This is a genomic window from Mesoplasma lactucae ATCC 49193 (assembly GCF_002441935.1).
GTDB classification, from domain to species: domain Bacteria; phylum Bacillota_I; class Bacilli_A; order Mycoplasmatales; family Mycoplasmataceae; genus Edwardiiplasma; species Edwardiiplasma lactucae.
The window spans coordinates 172,770-193,494 of sequence record NZ_CP023668.1; the positions used below are offsets into that span (position 1 = coordinate 172,770).

Sequence of the window (20,725 nt, forward strand, 5' to 3'; positions counted from 1 at the left end):
ACTTTCTCAAAATAAAGTTATAAGATTTAGAAACAACAAACAAATTTAACTCTTGAGAGTTTAAATATGATTTTATAGAAAAATAGCTAATAAAAGAGAGGAAAGAAATATGACAAAAAGGCTTTTATCGACCCTTACAGCTTTAATAGTAGCTCCAGTTTTAACAACTAGTGTTGTTAGTTGTTCAAGAGAAAACCACAATGAATTAAGGCTTAATTTTGAAGGAGAAACCAGAACTAAACTAAGTTATTCTAAAGCTTTAGAATACAACTTAATTGCATATAACGAAGAAAAACAAGAATATGAATTATCTCATCCGAATGAAACAAAAAGCGACTTTGATAAAAACGTTACGATTGTGTTTGAACTAAACGATAAAACAGAAAACGAAATTCTTGTAAAACTTGAAAACACTGATAAAACATTTAAACATGTTTTAATGTTTACTTTAAATCAAACTAAACTAAAAGTGATGAACTTCACTTCAGATTAACTTATTAAACCTTGAAAAACCTTTTTTCAGCAATGAGAAGATGTTTTTCAAGGTTTTTCTAATAGTTGCTAATAAAAACCAACTTTTTAAAAATATTTTGTATTTTTATTACTGTTTTATATCAGAACTTTCTAAAAACTAATGCTTTTTGGTGAAATTTTTCCTATAATAAAGTGTGTGAAGCAAAGCATCCGATTTCAGATTTTTGCTTCTTAACTTTTTTAAATAAAAGGGAAAAGTTAACTGATGTTTTCTTTTAGTATCTTTTATGTTTTTATCGGATGAAATATAAGGATAAATGAAGAAAAGAAATAATAAAAATAATCAAATTATTAAATATAAATTAACAATTTTATTTTTAAATGATGTTTGATTCACTATTAAAATTAAAAGAATCTTTTTTTAAAAATAGATAAAACTAAATATTAATAATATCTTTTTTCATTGATCTTGTTTGTAATTGTTTAGTTAGATCTTTTTTAAAATGTCGAAAGGTTCTTTTATTAGTGAATTTAATAACTGATTTTAAATAAACGTTTATATAGGGAAAAACTTTAAAAATAATATCTAATTCAGATGTTTTAAATAATAGGTAATTATAAAAAAGTACTTTTTAGTGGTTTAAGACGGACTTTTGAGAACCTATGATCTTTTAAGATATTTCTGTTCTTAGTAAAACAATTTTTATAAGTAATAAAATTAACATTAATAAATTAACAAATGCTTATATTTAACGATTATTTTGATTCAATCTTTTAAATAGGATGGTTTAAATTATCTTGTTTAAAGTCTTTGAGTTTAAGGGCAAAGACTTTATTTAAGTTAAACTATTTTATAAAAAGGTATTCTTTTCTTCAGGTAAGAATAATTCAGTCGTTTTTAGTTTATAGGTTTTCTTATATATGGTAGTTAAGCTTAACTTAGTCATGAAGATTATTTATGAAGTTATTGAATTAGACTTTTGTCAGAACTATTTTTCTTTTCAAAAGAAGAGTAGAAAAGTCTCTTTTGATTAGCACAACCTTCAAAAAGATTTTCACAAATTGATTTTGTTAAGACTTGATTATTGTTTTTAGAAAAAATAACTTAAGTTAGAACAGTTAATAGTTTCTAATTTACATGATCCAAGAATTTCGGTTCTTGGATTTTTGTTTGTTTAAATTATTTCTTCTCATATAGGAATAAGATAAAAAATTAAAATTGTCTCAAATTATTTTAAAAAAGTTTCATCTTATTCTAAGGCCTTTATAATAAGGTCGGTTTGAATATTTCTTAAATTGAAAAAGACACAAATTGAAACAAAAGGGGTTTACATGTCTCTTATTGGTGTATAATTACCAATAAGAGAAGACGTCCAAAACATTAGGTCTACTTCTTCTCGATTATTTATATATAAAAGATATAGGAGAACATAGATATGAAAAAATTCTTATCAATCTTAGCTGCAGTTGGATTAACTGCAACTACTTCAACTGCTGTAGTAGCATGTGCTACTGAATCAAAAACAGCTACTGTTGACGCAACTGCAAAAACAGCTACTTTAAAATTAGATGCTAAAGAAGCTAAAAAATTAGGTTTAATCAAAGATGCACCTAAAACATCTGCTGATGGTGATAACACTGGAGCAGGAGATGGTAAAGATAAACCAACTACACCACCTGCTGGTGATGGTGGATCAACTGGTACACCAATTACTGCTAAATATGTAGCAGGAGACAACACTAAAGCTGTTGCTGATAAAATCGGAGACGCAACAATTACTGTTACTGGTTTCGATAAATTCGACGCAAACACTGGTGAAGTTACTTTAACTTTCACTGCAACTGCAGAAGTTAAAAAAGGTAAAAAAATCAAAGTTACTTTCTCAAAACAAGATGATAGCAACAAGAAAACTCTTGATGCTAAATTAGACAAAGATTTACCAGCTACTGGAACACCTGAAGCTCCAAAAGCTTAATTAATCTTTTTAATTAATATTTCAAAATAGAACTTCGGTTCTATTTTTTATTTTGATTTAGTTGTTAAAAACAACTAAATGTATACAATCCAAACGATAATTAAGTTTTATTTTTTCAATAATCTTATGAATAATTATGCTTTATGAAAAAAGGTTGAGAAATTTAAGTTAAATCTTTAACAACAAGTTAAAACCGACTATAATAACTAATAAGTAATGGGATTTAGAGAAAATTAAATATTTTTATTTATTCTGTTATTTAAGAATTAAAAAACAAGTTATTAAAAAGAGAAAAATAACATTCAAATATATTAAACACATTATTTTTAGAACTAAAATTTAGATTTCTTTTTGAGAGAAAAAAAGATCCTTTTTAATAACATAGAAGAGAGACATACAAGATTATGAAAAAATTCTTATCAATCTTAGCTGCAGTTGGATTAACTGCAACTACTTCAACTGCTGTAGTAGCATGTGCTACTGAATCAGAAAAAGCAGACGTTGATGCTGCTACTAAAACAGCTTCAATCAAATTAGATTCAAAAAAAGCTGAAAAATTAAAATTAGTTAAAAAAGACAACGACGGAAAATGAGTTGCTGGAGATTCTGTTAGTGGTGTTTCAGACAACATCAAAGACAACACTGTTACTGTAAAAATCGGTGATATTGCTGCTAATGGAGATGTAACTGTTTCAGTTCAAGCAACTAAAGAAATTGCAAAAAACAAAACTGTTAAAATTCAATTTAAAGATAAAGACAACAAAAACACTAAAACTTTAGACTTAAAATTAAAAGAAGCATTACCAGGAACTGCTACTGGAGTGAAAGCAATTACTGCAACTGCCAACCCAACAACAATCACTACCAAGGATGGAACTTCAACTATTACTGTAGATACTGAATTTACAACAGCACCTGGATTAAATGCCACAAGTTCAGATGATAATATCGCAACTGTTAAAAACAACAATAATGGAACATTTACTGTTACTGCAAAAGGAAATGGTACAGCACATATTACTATCTCATCTACTGATACTGCTAAATTCTCAAACGGAACAGTAGACGTTACAGTTAATATTCCTGCTGCTAAAGAAGCAATTACTATTTCTAACACAGGAACATCAATTACTACTAAAGATGGTCAAACAACTATTACTGTAGGTGAAAAATTCAAAGCAGCTAAAGGATTAAAAGCTGAATCTTCAAAAACAGGTGTAGCAACAGTTACTGATAAAGCAACTGATGCAGGTGTTTTCACAGTTACTGCAGTAGGAAATGGTCAAACAACTATTACTATTTCAGCTGATGACTTCTCACCAGTAACTCTAGATATTACAGTTAATATTCCTGCTCAAGATTAATTATTTCTAAATAATTAATAAGTTATCAAAAGAACCTTAGGGTTCTTTTTTTATTGCAAGTAAAAGAAATATCTTGTTAAAACTAGTAAGATAAATATAACTAATCCTTTTTAAATTCAATTAAATAGAAAGAAATGATCATTTATAAAAAAGTTTTTAAGTTTATTAACAACATTTGGTTTAACAACAATTACTACAACTAATGTTATTAGTTGTAGTAATCACATTAAAACTATTAAGGTATCTGAATTTAACAATGATAAGACAGAAGCTTTTTTAACTTTAGACTTTAAAGAAGCTAAGAAGTTAAAACTAATTAAAAAACAAAAAGATAAATATATAACTGATATTAACTTTCAAATAGTAATGAAGTCTAAAGAATTAAATGATCTTATGATTACTAATAACTTAGTAATTGATAAATACTTTGGTTATATAACTTTTAACTTTACAACTAATAAGAAAACTTCTTTAAATACAATCTATCAATTCACATTAAATGATAATCAGATGTTAAAGATTGAATTTAAAGAAGTCTTATTACCAAACAATAATTAATAAGTAATTAATTAAATCATTTAAATGAATTAGAACTTTTTTATTAAAAAGGTTCTTTTTTGTTGCTAATAAAAACAATCATCTTTTAAAGTCACTTGTTTGCTAGTATGATTGAACTAAGAATTAAAGAACAAAACAATAAGAGCGATTTCTTATTTTTTTGTTTTCTCTTTATATATAAAAAAATAATAGATAAGGACATAACTATTATGAAAAAACTATTAAGTATTTTAGGAGCGATTGTTTTAACAACAACAGTTTCTAGTGCTGTTGTTGCTTGTGCAACTGAATCAGAAAGCGCAGACGCATACGTTGACGTTGCTAATAAAACAGCTTCAGTAAAATTAGATTCAAAAAAAGCTGAAAAGTTAAAATTAATTGTTAAAGGCAATAATGATGAAAAATGAGCTGCCGGAGATTCAACTAAAGCTGTTTCAACTAACATCAAAGACAACGCTGTTACTGTAACAATCGGAGCTATTGACCATGCAACAGGTGATGTATCTATTACAGTTCAAGCAACTAAAAAAATTGAAAACAACAAAACAGTTAAAATTCAATTCCAAGATAAAGATAGTAAAGATACTAAAACTTTAGACTTAAAATTAAATGATGCATTACCTGGAACTAATAAAGACTTCACAATTGATCAAAAATCAGTTACAGTAGCAAAAGATGCTACTGCTACTGTTAACGTCACAGTTGGTCGAAATGCGCCAAACTTTAAAGTTGAATCAAAAGATAAAACTAAAGTAACTGTTACAAACGATGGTGGTGTGATTACTATCATTGGTGTAGACGTAACTGATACTCCTATTAATGTTACAGTTTCAGCTGATGGATACAATACAGTTAATATTGCTGTAACTGTTGAAAAGGGAACTATGACTTTTGGTAGTGTAACTATGAAAATAAGATCTGCTGCAGGCATAATTGGAGCACCTGCTGGTGCAACAATCGAAGTTAAAGATGGTGGAGATTTCGCTAAAGCAGTAATTGATGAAAATGGAATGATCACTGTAACTGCTAAAGCTGCCGGAATTGCGCACTTTACAGTTAAAGCAACTGATTACAATGATGCAGTTTTAACTATAAATGTTATTAAAGCCGATGCTGAAGATATACCTTTATCCTCTAGTAGGATTGAAGTAGCTGCCAATGCTGGTGTTCAATCAATTACTGGATTACCAACAGGAACAAAAATTAAAGCTGCACCTAATAAGGATGTTGCAACTGCTGAAATTGAAGGTGCAACATTAAAAATTACTCCTATTGGTAAGGGAACAACTTGAATCCTTGTTGAAGCTATAGGATTCTATGATACTATGATCAACGTAACTATCACTTAAGCTCCAGAACAAGACATTCCATTTACAGGTGTAACTGCTGGACAAGAATTTGATGTTACTCAAGGTACTACAACAAAAACAATTGAGTTAACTAATATACCCATTCACTACAAAAAACAGATTTACTGTAACACCAACCCAAGCTAATTCTAAAATTACTGCACAATTAGCGGTGATAACACAACATTAGACAACACTATTCCTGCTGATGCTGATATTGATACAACCGTATCATTTAAATTAACTGCTAAAGATTATGTTGAATTTACTTTCACAGTTAAAATAATTGGATCAACTAAATAGTTATTTCTAAATAATTAAATAAGTTATTAAAAGAATCTTATAGTTCTTTTTTTTGTTGTAAAGTAAAATAACATTTTCTTAAAACTAGTAAGATAAATATAACTAATCCTTTTAAAAATCAATAAAATTGAATTAGATGATCATAGTTTGTTAAAGATTGAATTTAAAGAAGTGTTAAAACCAATCATCATTCCTAAGTAATTAATTAAATCAAAATAGAATGAATTAAGAACCTTTCTAAATCAAAAGGTTCTTTTTTTGTTGCTAATAAAAACAATTATCTTTTAAAGTCTTTTGTTTGCTAGTATGATTGAACTAAGAGAATTCTTAAAAGCCATTCTTATTTAGAAATGGCTTTTAAGAATTAAAGAACAAATAGATAAGAGTGATTTCTTATTTTTTTGTTTTCTCTTTATATAAAAAATAATAGATAAGGAAATAACTATTATGAAAAAACTATTAAGTATTTTGGAGCAATTGGTTTAGCAACAACCACAACAAGTGCTGTTGTTGCTTGTGGAAATACTAGTACTAAATCAGAAATTCCAGACAGCGGTGATAATTCGAACAAAACAATTTCTGATTTAAAAAATAAAATTGATGGGCTAGATAAAGAAGTTGAAAATCTTCAAGGAAAACTTCAAAGCTCACAAGCAGAAAGAGATAAACTCCATACTGAAATTACTAAACTTCAAGCTCAAATTGAAGATTTAACTGACAAATTAATTGTGGCTATTAACGCTTTAGATAAAGCAGAAGGAATTATTGATAACAATAACTTTACCCTTCCAAATCAAAGTATTTTTGTAAACGATCAACTAACAATTGATAATGTTTATATAAATGGAGTTAATAAACCAATACCTGTTAGTGAATTAGAAGACTTTAAATTAACCACAACAAATATTAGTGAAAATATTATTCCAGCAACAACTAGTCTAAACAACATCATTGTAAAAGATAAACCAGGACTTTTACTTGTTACAGCAACAGCAAAAGGATTTAATCCGACAACCTTCAAATTAGAAGTTAAAAAATTAGGAACTTTAACACCAAAAGCTAATGGTTTAACTAAACAAGATAATGGTGAATATTCTTTAAATGTTCTTCTGAATGAAGCACCTTTATCAATTGAATTAGATAAAGATGTTAAGTTAACCACAACTGATAAAATCACTTACGATAATAAAATTTTAAATGTTACACCATCAATAGATTCAAATTGAATTTCTATTTTAAGAATTGCTAGTGGAGATACTAAAGTTACAATTAATATTCATGGTTATGAACCATTAATCATTAATGTCTTAGACAATAGCAAAACTGCTTAAAATCACACTTATTTATACTATTTCTAAATATTATTTAGAGTAATTATAAACAAGTAAATACTTTTAAAAAACTAGATGAAAAATCTAGTTTTTTTCATTAAAAATGAGATATGATAATAAAAATGCTTGCAAAAGTAGCGTTGGTTTTTAACGTACTTCAAGAAGCGTTTTTTATGGGGTTAAAAGACCCATTTTAAAAAACAAAGACAGGATCTAAAAATGGTTTGAAAAAGACTTATGAAAAAGTCTTTTTTCTATGGTTAAGAAACTTTATTAAAAGCAAAATTTTAGCAAAGACAGGGAAAGAAAAGATTAATACTTTTAATGATTTTAAAAACAAATTTTTAGGTGATATTTTTTATAAAGGAAATTTAGAATTATGAAGAAATTTTTAAGTATATTAGGGGCAATTACTTTAACAGCAACTTCTACTAGTGGGGTTGTTTCTTGTGGGGTTACAACTATTAGTCAATTACCAGATGATAATGATAATAATCTTGCTAACATGAGAAAAGAGATTGCACAACTTCGTGCAAGTAATAAAACCTTAACAGATGATTTAGCTTCTAAACAAGCTGACTTAAATAAAGCAGAAAGTGATCTTAAAGATACTAGAGCGAAACTAACTAAGGCACAATCAGACTTAAGCCAAAAACAAGCTGAAATTGATAGTTTAAAAGATAAAGTTCAATCTTTAACAAAACAATTAAGTGATTCAGAAGAAACAAATAAAACTCTACAAACAGAATTAACTAACACTAAAGAAGCTTTAGCTCAAAAAGAAAAAGAAGCAGAAGAATTAAAGGGCAAAGTTGCTAACCTAACAGGGCAACTTTCTGCAATGAAAGATTCTTATGAAGCTGCTATGGATTATATTCGTTTCTTATTAGCCGTTAACTTCGATTTAAATGAAGCTAAAAATAAAGCAGAAGACCAATTACGACAAGCTAAAAAAGATAAAGCAGAAGCTCAAAAAAGAGCAAATGAATTAGATCAACAATTACAAGAGTCTAATCGTGAATTAAAAAAAGCAGAATCTCAAAGAGATGAAGCTCAACAAAGAGTTAGAGATTTAGAAGCTATTAATAATGAATTAACTGCTACAAATAAAACTCTTAGTGACTCACTAAAAAAAGCTCAAAAAGATCTTGCTAATGCTCAAACTGAAATCGATAGATTAACTGAAGAAAATGGTAGATTAACTAGAGAACGTAATGAAGCAAAAGGTGAAGTTGCTACCAAACAAGCTGAAATCGATAGATTAACTAAAGAAAATGGTCAATTAACTAGAGACAAAGAAACTTTAGAACATGAAAAAGACGAAGCTATTGCCGCACAAAAAGAAGCAGAACGCCAAAGAAATGAACTTCAAGGTCAATTAACTGAGGCTGAAAATAAATTAACTGAAGCTGAAAGAGAAAAAAATGCAGCAGATGAAAAAGTTAGTGGTTTAGAAAACCAAATTCATTCTAAAGATGGACAAATTGCTGATTTAACCGATAAATTATCAGAAGCTAAAGAAGCCGCTAAAAAAGCTGATGAAGCTAAAGAAACAGCTGAACGTGAAAGAGACGAACTTAAAGGCAAATTAGATGCTGCTAATAAAACCATTGGTGAAAAACAAGCTGAAATCGATAGATTAACTAATGAAAACGGTCAATTAACTAGAGACAAAGAAACTTTAGAACATGAAAAAGACGAAGCTGTTGCCGCACAAAAAGAAGCAGAACGCCAAAGAAATGAACTTCAAGGTCAATTAACTGAGGCTCAAGGCAAATTAGATGCTGCTAATAAAACCATTGGTGAAAAACAAGCTGAAATCGATAGATTAACTAATGAAAACGGTCAATTAACTAGAGACAAAGAAACTTTAGAACATGAAAAAGACGAAGCTGTTGCCGCACAAAAAGAAGCAGAACGCCAAAGAAATGAACTTCAAGGTCAATTAACTGAGGCTCAAGGCAAATTAGATGCTGCTAATAAAACCATTGGTGAAAAACAAGCTGAAATCGATAGATTAACTAATGAAAACGGTCAATTAACTAGAGACAAAGAAACTTTAGAACATGAAAAAGACGAAGCTGTTGCCGCACAAAAAGAAGCAGAACGCCAAAGAAATGAACTTCAAGGTCAATTAACTGAGGCTCAAGGCAAATTAGATGCTGCTAATAAAACCATTGGTGAAAAACAAGCTGAAATCGATAGATTAACTAATGAAAACGGTCAATTAACTAGAGACAAAGAAACTTTAGAACATGAAAAAGACGAAGCTGTTGCCGCACAAAAAGAAGCAGAACGCCAAAGAAATGAACTTCAAGGTCAATTAACTGAGGCTCAAGGCAAATTAGATGCTGCTAATAAAACCATTGGTGAAAAACAAGCTGAAATCGATAGATTATCAGAAGCTAATGGTAAATTAACAACTGAAAGAGATGACTATAAAAATAAATGAGAAGAAGCTCAAAAAGATCTAGACAAAACTAATAAATGACTTGAAGAAGCCCACAATAAAAATGTAACAATAACAAATGAACGTGATGAATTAAAAATTAAAGTTAATGATTTAACTAAAGACAAAGAAAACCTTCAAACTAGTCTTGATAACGAAAAAGCTGTTGTTGAAGGGCAAAAAACTCAAATTGAAAGTTTAGAAGAACAAATTCAAAGATTAAAAGATAGTTCATCAACTTCTGATCAAGAAAAAACTGAAAAAATTAAACAACTTGAAGATGAAATAGCAAAACTTGAGAAAACTATTAGAGAACAAGGAACCGCTATTTCAAACCTTGAAAATTCTTTACAAGAAAAAACTAATGAATTAAAAGAATCTGATAAGAAACTAAAAAAAGCTCAAGCTGACTTGGAACAATCTCAACAAGAAGTCAGAACTCTAACCACTGAACGTAATGGGTTAAAACAACAAGTTCAAGATCTAGAAGGCAACTTAAGAGTTGCAAACCAAAAACTGGAAGAAAGTTCAGCAACAATTAAAAAATTACAGGACGAGGTATCTACTTTAAATATTAGAGTTAATTTTTTAGACAATCAACTTAAAGCTGCTGCTGCTGAAATTCTTAGATTAAATAAAGAATATGAGGAAGCTTGAAAGACAGTTCGCGACCTAATTCTTAAAACTCAAGAATTAGAACAAAAAATTAATAAACAAAAAGCTGAACTTGAAAAAGCAGAAGCTGAAAATGAAGCTTTAAAAACACGTGCTGAAAAAGCGGAAGCAGAAGTAACTAGATTAACTGGTGAACTAAATGCTGCTAAAGATGCACTTACAAAAGCAGGACAAACAATCACTGAAAAAGACCAAGAAATAACTAGACTAGGTAAAAAAATCACTGAACAAGAAACTGCAATCAAAAACTTAACAAGTGAACGCGATTCTGCCCAAACACGTGCTGATTATTTAGATAATCAACTTAAATCAGCTGCTGCTGAAATTCTTAGATTAAATAAAGAATATGAGGAAGCTTGAAAGACAGTTCGCGACCTAATTCTTAAAACTCAAGAATTAGAACAAAAAATTAATAAACAAAAAGCTGAACTTGAAAAAGCAGAAGCTGAAAATGAAGCTTTAAAAACACGTGCTGAAAAAGCGGAAGCAGAAGTAACTAGATTAACTGGTGAACTAAATGCTGCTAAAGATGCACTTACAAAAGCAGGACAAACAATCACTGAAAAAGACCAAGAAATAACTAGACTAGGTAAAAAAATCACTGAACAAGAAACTGCAATCAAAAACTTAACAAGTGAACGCGATTCTGCCCAAACACGTGCTGATTATTTAGATAATCAACTTAAATCAGCTGCTGCTGAAATTCTTAGATTAAATAAAGAATATGAGGAAGCTTGAAAGACAGTTCGCGACCTAATTCTTAAAACTCAAGAATTAGAACAAAAAATTAATAAACAAAAAGCTGAACTTGAAAAAGCAGAAGCTGAAAATGAAGCTTTAAAAACACGTGCTGAAAAAGCGGAAGCAGAAGTAACTAGATTAACTGGTGAACTAAATGCTGCTAAAGATGCACTTACAAAAGCAGGACAAACAATCACTGAAAAAGACCAAGAAATAACTAGACTAGGTAAAAAAATCACTGAACAAGAAACTGCAATCAAAAACTTAACAAGTGAACGCGATTCTGCCCAAACACGTGCTGATTATTTGGATAATCAACTTAAAGCTGCCGCTAGTGAAATTCTTAAATTAAATAAAGAAATTGATGACTTAACTACTCTTACAGGTCAATTAATTATTAAGAATCAAGAACAAGCAAATTTAATTAAGCAACAAGAAGCTGAAATTGAAGCTAATAAAGCAAAAATTAAAGAATTAGAACAACAAGCAATTCTTGATAAAGGAACAATTGAATCTTTAGGACAAGAACTTGAAACTGCTCAAAATAATCTAAAAGAAGCTATTAAAACTATTGGTGAAAAGGATGAAGAAATTTCTGGTTTAAATACTAAGATTGCTGAAAAAGACAAAGAAATTTTTGATCAAAAAACTACTATTGATAATTTAGAAAAACAAGTTGGTAAATTAACAAAAGACTTAGCAAAAGCTAAAGAAACACAAGATACTTTATCTAAAGAAATTAGTAGTTTAACTGCTGATAATTTAGCAAAAGACAAAGAAATCACTGATTTAAAAAGAACTAATGCTGATTTAGATGCTAGATTAACTGATGCTTTAAATAAAATTAAAGGATTAGAAAACCAAGCGACAATTGACAGAGATACAATTGAAGATTTAAGACATCAAAAAGATGCTTTACAAGAAGAAGGAATTAAAGCTACTGAAGAAATTGATAGATTAACTTCAGAAGTTAATGACTTAAAAAATAAAGTTAGTGATTTAGAAGAACAAGTTGGACAAAAATTTGACAATATTAATGATTTAATTATTTATCGTGGTCAAACAGATACACCAAAAATCAAAATCAAAGGTTATAGTAAAGAACTTGATTGAGACGGATTTACTAATGCAGAATTAAAGGTCTCAACAAAAGAAGGTAATCCACAAGACCTTGTTTCAATTAATGAAAACAAAGTTACTGGATTAAAAGCTGGAACAACAACTCTTATCTTGAGTGCAGATCAATTCTCACCAAAAGAATTTAGTGTTACTGTAAAAGACATTGAAGATCCAATCACTCCAGATACTGGTGACAACAACGGATTAGAACCAACAACTCCAGTTCCAAATAATCCAAACAACAATAATCCATCTGTTACAAAAGCATATAAATTAGATTTATATGAAGACGAAATTAAAAACATTACTTTTGCTAAAAACGTTTCATTAAATGATAAAAACGTTTTAAACTCAAATAATAAAGTTGCTAAAACTTCAGAAGCTACAAACATTTTAACAATTGAAGCTTTACAAGAAGGAACTGCAATTATTAATGTGCAATTAGTAGAATTCTATAATGTTGAAATTCAAGTAAATGTTAAATCAAGAACTGATGTTAACATTCCAACTGATGGTGGAAACTCAGGAATTACAAAAGATCCTAATAAAAATAATGAATATTCATTAGTGATGAAACAACATCAAACTAAAAATATTAATTTAGGAGTTACTTTAAATAATCCTGAATTTAGTCAAACAAATATTTCACAACCTGGATTAACTAGTTTAGTTGAATCAAGTGTTAATGGAGATATCTTAACTATTATTACTAATGAATATGGAACTGTTGATTTAACTATTAAAACAGTTGAACACCAACCAATCATTATTCATATCACCGTTGAACAAGATGCCGTTGTAAAAGACCCATCTGAAACTGGAAATGAACCAGGTGAACTACACAAAGACAAAGAAAAACAAGGTGTCTACAACTTAGATATGTGAGTTGGCGATCCTGCTAAAGTCTTTGAATTTGGAGACGGAATTAACTTTAATGATTGAGAATTTAATCCTGGTAATAAAGCTTATGTTCAAGCTTCAGTTAAAGGAAGCAAGTTAACTATTAAACCAGTTGCAATTGGTGACACTCAAGTTAGCTTACATAAAGTTGGATATATTGATATTGTTATTAACATTTCAGTTAAAGACAAAGCTACAACTAAACCAACTGGTCCAAACTTAACACCAGATAAGGACGGAACTTATATTTTAAATACTTATGTTGGAATTACAAAAGATATTACTTTTGATGAATCTATTAATTTAAGTTCTAATGTAGCTAATGTTAACGTTGCAAATAATGGAAACAACGAAAACATAACTTATAGAAAAGATAAGAATGTTTTATCTGTTACTGGTAAAGTAGCTACAAATAACAATCCTGTTATCATTACAGTTCAATATCCTGGATATGATGAAATTACTATTAAGGTAAATGTTCAAAAACTTGATGTTCCAACAGTTACAGTTCCAGATAACAATCCAGGATGAAATAACAATGGAAATAATCAATATACATTAAATATGTTTAAAGGTGATAGTCAAACTATTAGTTTTGGTTTAATTGATTTACCTAAAAAAACCGCTTTAACTAATAGTGACCCTAATGTTGTTGATGCACGTATTGAAGGAAAATTTGCCTTAAATAACCTAGTTGTTATAGATGCTAAAAAGACTGGAAATTCTATCATAACTGTTAAAAAAGAAGGTATTGAAACTGTAACAATTAATGTTTTTGTTACTGAAAAACAAACAATCAAAATCGATGATAATAAATCAGACAATAATAACTTAACTGATGGTGTAGATGAATTCCACAAGAAGCTAAGCATTTATCAAGGAACTTCTGACACATTTAACTTCGGTACATCAATTACTTCTGATAATCTAAAAAACACAAATAATACTATCGCTTCAATAGAAGCCTTGGGAGATGTTGTTAAAGTAAATGCTTTGAAAACTGGGACAACAAAAATTACTATTACAAAACGTGGATTTAATGACTTAACAATTGATGTTACTGTTTTACCAACAAGAAATATCCCAGATGAACCAATCGGAGATATTGATGGATCAAATAACCATTACTCAATGATTATTGATGTTGAAGATACTAATAAGATAACTTTCCCACATGTTGATTTAACTAATGGAAAAATCAGCGTTGTTGATATAGACCAAAATACAAAAGCAAAACACGTATCTTATAAAGTTGATAAAAATAACTTAAGCGTTACTGGATTATCAAAAGGAAAATCAAAAATGACTATTAATGTTCCTGGTTATAATGAAATCACAATTGATATCACTATTAATCAAAAACAAATGATTCCAGAAGGTGGAGGAGTTATTCCAAGTGGTGATGGATACAATGTAACAATGAGACCAAATGTTCACCAAAAATTTGATTTAGGAAATATTAGTGGGTTAACTCAAAAAGATGTTGTCTTTGATTCAAACTATGTAATTGCTAGATTAGATGGAAATACTTTAGATGTTTATACTCTTCAAACTCCAACTGATAGAACAACAATTACTATTAAGAAAAAAGGATATGAAGATCTAAAAATTAATATTAGAATCCTTAATACTCCACTTGGAAAAGTTACTATGAGTACTAATAAGGTAGACTTAAAAGTTGGTGAATCACAAACTATTGAAATCACAAACTGAACAACTTTAGTAACTGGTTATGATTTAACAATGAATAATGTAAGAGATGATCAAGGAAGAAGAATTCAAACTAATCCTTATTACGTTGTTCAAGTTCAAGATCACGGTCAAGGTAAAATTCAATTAACTGGAATGAAACCTGGAACTTCTGAACTTACTGTTTCATTTAACGGTGGTTATTCAACTGTAAAGATTACTGTAACAAAATAAAAACCTTTTTTAACACTTAAAAATTACATAATTCTTAAAAGAACTAAGACCTTAGAAAAGTCCTAGTTCTTTTTTTCTTTTACCTCTTAACATAATTTTTGCTAAGAGTATAATGATTTAAGATAAAAGAAGAATGTTTTATTGCTAAATAAAACAATGACTTCTTGAAGTTAATAAAATGAGAAATTTATAAATAAAGAAAAACTTTAATATAACAGGGGAAAAATATTTTAAAGTTTTTTAAAAGTGATTTATTTAAGAAAAACTAAATAAACGAGAAAAAAGGTTTGATAAGCGTCAGCAACCTTTTTTAACGTGTATTTTTTATAAACCCCATTTTTTTAGAAGGGAAACTAAAAATTATGAAGAAATTTTTAAGCTTACTTGGAGCAATTACTTTAACTGCCTCAGCTACTAGTGGAGTTGTAGCTTGTGGGGTTACTGCTGATAGTCAAATCCAACCACCAGATGGTGATTCAAGTAGAATAAAAAGTCTTGAAAAACAAGTTGCAGATCAAAAGAAACAAATTAGTGATTTAGAATCAGAAAGAGATAGTTTAGAAAAACAACGTAATGATTTAACAAAAAATCTAGCAGAAGCTAAACAAGAACAAGACATATTAGTCAAAACTGTTGATGATTTAACTGCTGATAACAAAGCAAAGGACAAAAAGATAACTGAATTAGAAGGAACTAAAGCAGTTTTAGAAAGTAAATTAAGCGACTTACAAAGTAAATATGACTCACTTTCTAAAGAATTAGAAGATGCCAAAAAAGAACTTCTAGGTGTTGAACAACAACGTGACTTATTAGAATGAAAATGTGCTCAATTAGATCAAGAACGTCAACGTTTACAAGGTGAACTTGATAAAGAACGTGAAGCTAATGAACGTAATAAAACTGAAATCAAAGTTCTTGAAGGAACTATTCAAAATTTAATTAATAATTCTGATAAAAATGATCAAGCAGCCCAAGAAAAGATTTCTCAATTAGAACAACAAAAAGAAGCTTTGATTCAAGCTGGTAATGAATCACTTAGAAAAATTAGTGGCTTAGAACAACAAATTAAAAAATTAGATAAACAAATTGATGGTTACAAAGCTCAAATTGAATCATTAAAAAATGAATTAACTGATTTAACTAACAAATATAACTCAGCTTTAAATGAGTTGAAAATTGCTTATATAGATATTTTGAATTTAAAAAATCAAATTCAAGACTTAAATTCTACAATTGAAGATGCTAGAAAAGTAATTAAATACCAAATTGGAAGAATTGAAGATTTAAATAATCAGATTTCAACTCTTAACAAGAACATTAATAAATTAAATTCTGATTTAATAAGAGTTCAAAGAGAATGAGAAAAAGCAGCTGAAGCATATGAACTTTCACAAGAAGCTTTAAACAAAGCTGTTGCAGAAATTTCTAAATTACAAGGTGAATTAGAAAAAGCTATTAAAGATAAAGAAAATAGTTCAGTAAGTATTGCTGATATGAATATCTATACTTCTCAATCTAAATCTCCAATTATTATGGCAAATTTCTTAAATACACCTCTTGTTTGAACTGAAATAATTAATCACAATATGGAAATTAATAATGAAATGCCACAAGAAGCAGGAATTATTAACATTAATAATGAAACAGGACAAATTACCGGACTTAAAGCAGGTGATGCATGAGTTCAATTTAAAGCTGAACATATTCGTCCCGTGACATTTAAAATAACTGTAACAAATCCAAATGATCCAAACCCAAGCACTGGAGGAGATGGTGGATTAACACCAGTAAATCCAGATCCAAAACACCCAGATAAACCTTTAAATCCTGCGGATCAAAACTACAACTTAACTGTTTATCAAAATACAACTAAAACAATTACTTGAGCCCAAGGAATTAATTTAACTAATGAAATGATAACAACTACTCCTGATAATGTAGTTGATTGAATTGTTAATGGAAACGTTTTAAAAATTACTGGTAAAACTGTAGCAAATACTAAGATGGTTATTGATATTCCAAATTATCCACAAATAACAATTAATATTACTGTTTTAGGACAATCTCCAATTACTCCACCAGATAACGGTGGAACTGGTGGAGACAACGGAAATGGTGGAATTACACCAGTTGATCCAAATGATTTAAGTAAAGGATACAAACTTGAACTTTTTGAAAAAGAAACTAGAAAAATTAATTTAGGAACTACTTTAACTAAACCTGAAGCAAAATTCTCAAGTGAAGGTGTTGCTAGTCAATCAATTGCTGGTGAAATCTTAACAATTGCTGGTCTAAAACCTGGAAATACTATTTTAACTATTACAACTGAAAAGAATGGTACTCTAACTATTCAAATTACTGTTGATAAATTAAATAATGTAACACCAACAGACCCAGACTTAAAACCAGGTGAAAATGGTCAATACAACTTATCAATGTATACTGGTGATGTTAAAGATATTACTTTACCAAAAATTAATATTCCAACCAATGCTGATTTAACAAGTAGTAATGAAACTGTTGCTACTGTAAAAAGAAAATCAAACAACGTAATTACAATTTCAGCCTTAACTGCTGGTCAATCTACAATTACACTTGCAAATATTCAAGGTTATGAAAACTTTGTTATTAACTTAACAGTTGATCAAACTAAAACCGCAAAACCGGGAGATGGAAGTGGACTTGTTCCAGATCCTAGTGATAAAACTGGAAACACTTATAAAACAACTGTTTATATGGGCGAACCAAGAATAATTACATTTAATGGTGTTGATGATTTAACCAATGCTGCTGTTGATGTTGTTACTAACCCTGATATTGTTACTGCATCACACAATAGCAATTCATTATTACCTAACCAATTGGAATTAACTGGTAAACAACCTTCAAAAAATGAAGCAAAAGTAACTGTTAAAATTCCAGGTTATAACTTAATTACAATTTTTGTAACTGTTAAAGATAAAACAAACATCACACCTCCAACTGATGGTGGAGATAATGGTAATAATGGTGGAATTGTACCAACACCTGGAAAAGATCATGAATATGATTTAAAAATGTTTGTTAACGAAACAAGAAACATTAACATGGGTGTTGATATTACTAACGCTGATATCAAACAAGTAACAGAAGAAGGTCAAAAACAACTTGTAAGTTTTGAAAAAGATTCTAATAATTTAAAAATCACTTCAAACACAAATACAGGAGTTGCTACTTTAATTGTTTCAATGGAAGGCTATAACACTACTAAGATTCATGTTAGTGTTCAACCTAACAAAGATTTCCCACCAGTAACTCCTGGTGAAGGAAATGGTAACTTAAAACCTATTGACCCAAGTAATCCTTACTTAATGTCAATGGAAATGTTTGTTAATGATACAAAGAACATTGATTTAGGTGTTCAACTATCTGATAAAGACATTACAATAGACAATGCATTATTAACAACTAAAGCAAATGGAACTAATTTAGAAGTAAAATCTGGTGCAACTAGTGGTCCTTCTCAAATTAAAGTTAAAGTTGAAGGATACAATGAAATTACAATTAATGTAACTATTAAACCCAATGGAAATACAGGTAATCTACCTGACCCAAGTGATAACAACGGATTAACTCCAAATGGAGAAAATAAATTTACATTACAAATGTTTACTAATGAAGATAAGCCATTTGATTTAGGTGCTAACTTAATTGGTGCAGAAATTGCATATCAACCTACAATCAATGGAGTTGTTACAACTGGTACTCAAAAAGGACTTGAAATTAAAACTGGTGCTAATACTGGTAAAACAACAATTACCATTACTAAATACGGATTTAATACAATCACTATTGATTTAACAATTAGTAAACGTCAACCAATTACTCCACCAAATCAAGGAGGAGGAAACAATGGATTTGAACCATCAGATCCTAAAAATCCTGATAATGGAGTTTGAAACTTAATTATTGGAATTAATCAAACTGTTTCAATTAATGTTGGTATTGATTTAACTGACCCAAAAGCTTTAGTTAAACCTGTTAATGACGATAATGATGAATACTTCAGTTTCGTTAAAGACCCAACAAACAGACAAAACTTATCTGTAACCGGAAAACAACCAAACGAAAACAAAGGAAGTCAAATTATCATTAGTGTTCCAGGACACAATGATTTAACAATTAATGTAACTGTTCAAAACAGAAACTTTACTCCACCAAATACAGGAAATGGAGTAGAACCAACAGATGATCCAAACGTATATAAAGTAAATATGTATGTTAACGATATTAAATTTGTTGACTTCCCAAGTAGTACAATCAAAAATGGAAAAATTGATTTTGATAACAATTTATTCGCAGATGTCAGCTGAGTTTCTACTGTTAATTCACTATCTATTAAATCTAATCAAATTGCTACACAAACTCGCATTATAATTACTCAACCAGGTTATAATCCATTAACACTTGTTGTAAACATACAAGATAATAATTCATTTGATATTCCAGCAGATAGTGGATTAACAACTGATAGTAATGGTGCATTTCATTTAGGAGTTCACATTGGAGAAACTAAATTTATTAAACTTAATGCTGATTTAGTAGGCGATAACGCCGTAGTTAGTTCTTCTGATCAAAACATCAATGCTACTATTAACCATAATGGTAGTGTTGCTGTAACTGGAAAAAAAGCAAATAAAGATTCTGTATTAACTGTTTATGATCAAAAACAACATAAAGAAATTAAAGTTCATGTTGAAGTTTATGCGAATGTTACACCAGACCCAATAACTGGAGATGGTGATGGATATTTAAATGGTCCTGATGAAAACGGTCAATATTCTCTAGTTCTATATACTACTGATAACAGAACAATTAATTGACCAAGCGCTGATACAAGTAACGCAAAAGATAAATTTTCTCCAGATAATGGAGTGATTGAATTCACACCAGGTGCACATTCATTCACACTTAGTGTTGCAAACTCAATTCCAAGTGGAAATGAAATGAAAACTCAATTAACAGTTACTAACGTAATTGGATATAATCCATTAATAATTAACATTACTGTTAAATATGCTAAACAACCTCTTTTACAAGGTAGCACATTAGTTCCTGTTGATGGTAATAACCCAAACAATGCTAGTTATAACTTAAATACAGGCGTTGGTACTAAAAACATAATTTCTATTAATGCAGATGGTCAACCTATTTCTTTAGTTGGACGTGGGGTTGAAATTTATGGTGATAACATTATTTCTATAAACACTGAAGAATATGTCTTAGTTGATAGTTCTTCAAAAGCGAATATTGAATATGAAGTTGGTCCTAATCTAAAAGATGGTTTAACAAACAACCAAATTAGTATTACGATTCTTGACTCAAGTTTAAATGGAAAAACATTTAGACTTTACATCGCTGGATTCTACCTATGTTCAGTCACAATTAATTTAAATTAAAATAATTTTTAAAACTCTGTTAAAAACAGTGTTTTTTATTTATTTTGAAATAAATCGGGACAATTTCATGATTTTTATCTTATTCTTTATTAAAGGCACAAAACTTAAATAATACAAGATACATA

At 29.1% G+C, this 20,725-nt stretch carries 9 protein-coding genes and 2 pseudogenes; 10 read left to right on the plus strand and 1 reads right to left on the minus strand.

Annotation, left to right across the window (positions count from 1 at the left end; genetic code table 4):
* Positions 1-109 precede the first annotated feature (109 nt).
* From CP520_RS00785 to CP520_RS00800, 6 genes and pseudogenes are all read left to right on the plus strand, one after another.
* Complete coding sequence (locus tag CP520_RS00785) at positions 110-493, plus strand: hypothetical protein (protein WP_096862583.1); 384 nt, start codon at positions 110-112, stop codon at positions 491-493.
* A 1,417-nt stretch (positions 494-1,910) separates the two neighbouring features.
* Complete coding sequence (locus CP520_RS00790) at positions 1,911-2,450, plus strand: lipoprotein (RefSeq protein ID WP_096862584.1); 540 nt, start codon at positions 1,911-1,913, stop codon at positions 2,448-2,450.
* Between the two features lie 404 nt (positions 2,451-2,854).
* Positions 2,855-3,814 carry a lipoprotein gene (locus CP520_RS00795; protein ID WP_096862585.1) on the plus strand — a complete coding sequence of 320 codons (960 nt, stop codon included), beginning with the start codon at positions 2,855-2,857 and terminating at the stop codon, positions 3,812-3,814.
* Between the two features lie 144 nt (positions 3,815-3,958).
* Positions 3,959-4,024 (plus strand): annotated as a pseudogene (locus tag CP520_RS03770) (lipoprotein); the annotation flags it as partial.
* Between the two features lie 183 nt (positions 4,025-4,207).
* Positions 4,208-4,372, plus strand: coding sequence for a hypothetical protein (locus tag CP520_RS03745; protein ID WP_157755765.1), 165 nt, complete (start codon positions 4,208-4,210; stop codon positions 4,370-4,372).
* A 209-nt stretch (positions 4,373-4,581) separates the two neighbouring features.
* Positions 4,582-5,721, plus strand: coding sequence for a lipoprotein (locus CP520_RS00800; protein WP_096862586.1), 1,140 nt, complete (start codon positions 4,582-4,584; stop codon positions 5,719-5,721).
* Positions 5,722-6,469: 748 nt separating this feature from the next.
* On the opposite strand, the gene CP520_RS03755 is transcribed toward CP520_RS00800, so the two are convergent.
* A complete protein-coding gene (locus CP520_RS03755; RefSeq protein WP_279306706.1) occupies positions 6,470-6,595 on the minus strand; it encodes a hypothetical protein in 126 nt (41 codons plus the stop codon).
* 13 nt (positions 6,596-6,608) lie between these two features.
* On the opposite strand from CP520_RS03755, the pseudogene CP520_RS03785 reads away from it, so the two are divergent.
* The 4 genes and pseudogenes from CP520_RS03785 to CP520_RS00820 form a co-directional block, all read left to right on the plus strand.
* A pseudogene (locus CP520_RS03785) lies at positions 6,609-6,725 on the plus strand (hypothetical protein); the annotation flags it as partial.
* Positions 6,726-6,752: 27 nt separating this feature from the next.
* Positions 6,753-7,355 (plus strand): hypothetical protein, encoded by a 603-nt coding sequence (locus CP520_RS00810; protein WP_096862588.1) that lies wholly within the window; start codon positions 6,753-6,755, stop codon positions 7,353-7,355.
* Positions 7,356-7,734: 379 nt separating this feature from the next.
* The gene (locus CP520_RS00815; protein WP_096862589.1) at positions 7,735-15,162 is read left to right on the plus strand and encodes a lipoprotein; all 7,428 of its coding nucleotides are present in this window, start codon (positions 7,735-7,737) and stop codon (positions 15,160-15,162) included.
* 362 nt (positions 15,163-15,524) lie between these two features.
* Positions 15,525-20,600 carry a lipoprotein gene (locus CP520_RS00820; RefSeq protein ID WP_096862590.1) on the plus strand — a complete coding sequence of 1,692 codons (5,076 nt, stop codon included), beginning with the start codon at positions 15,525-15,527 and terminating at the stop codon, positions 20,598-20,600.
* Positions 20,601-20,725: the final 125 nt, after the last annotated feature.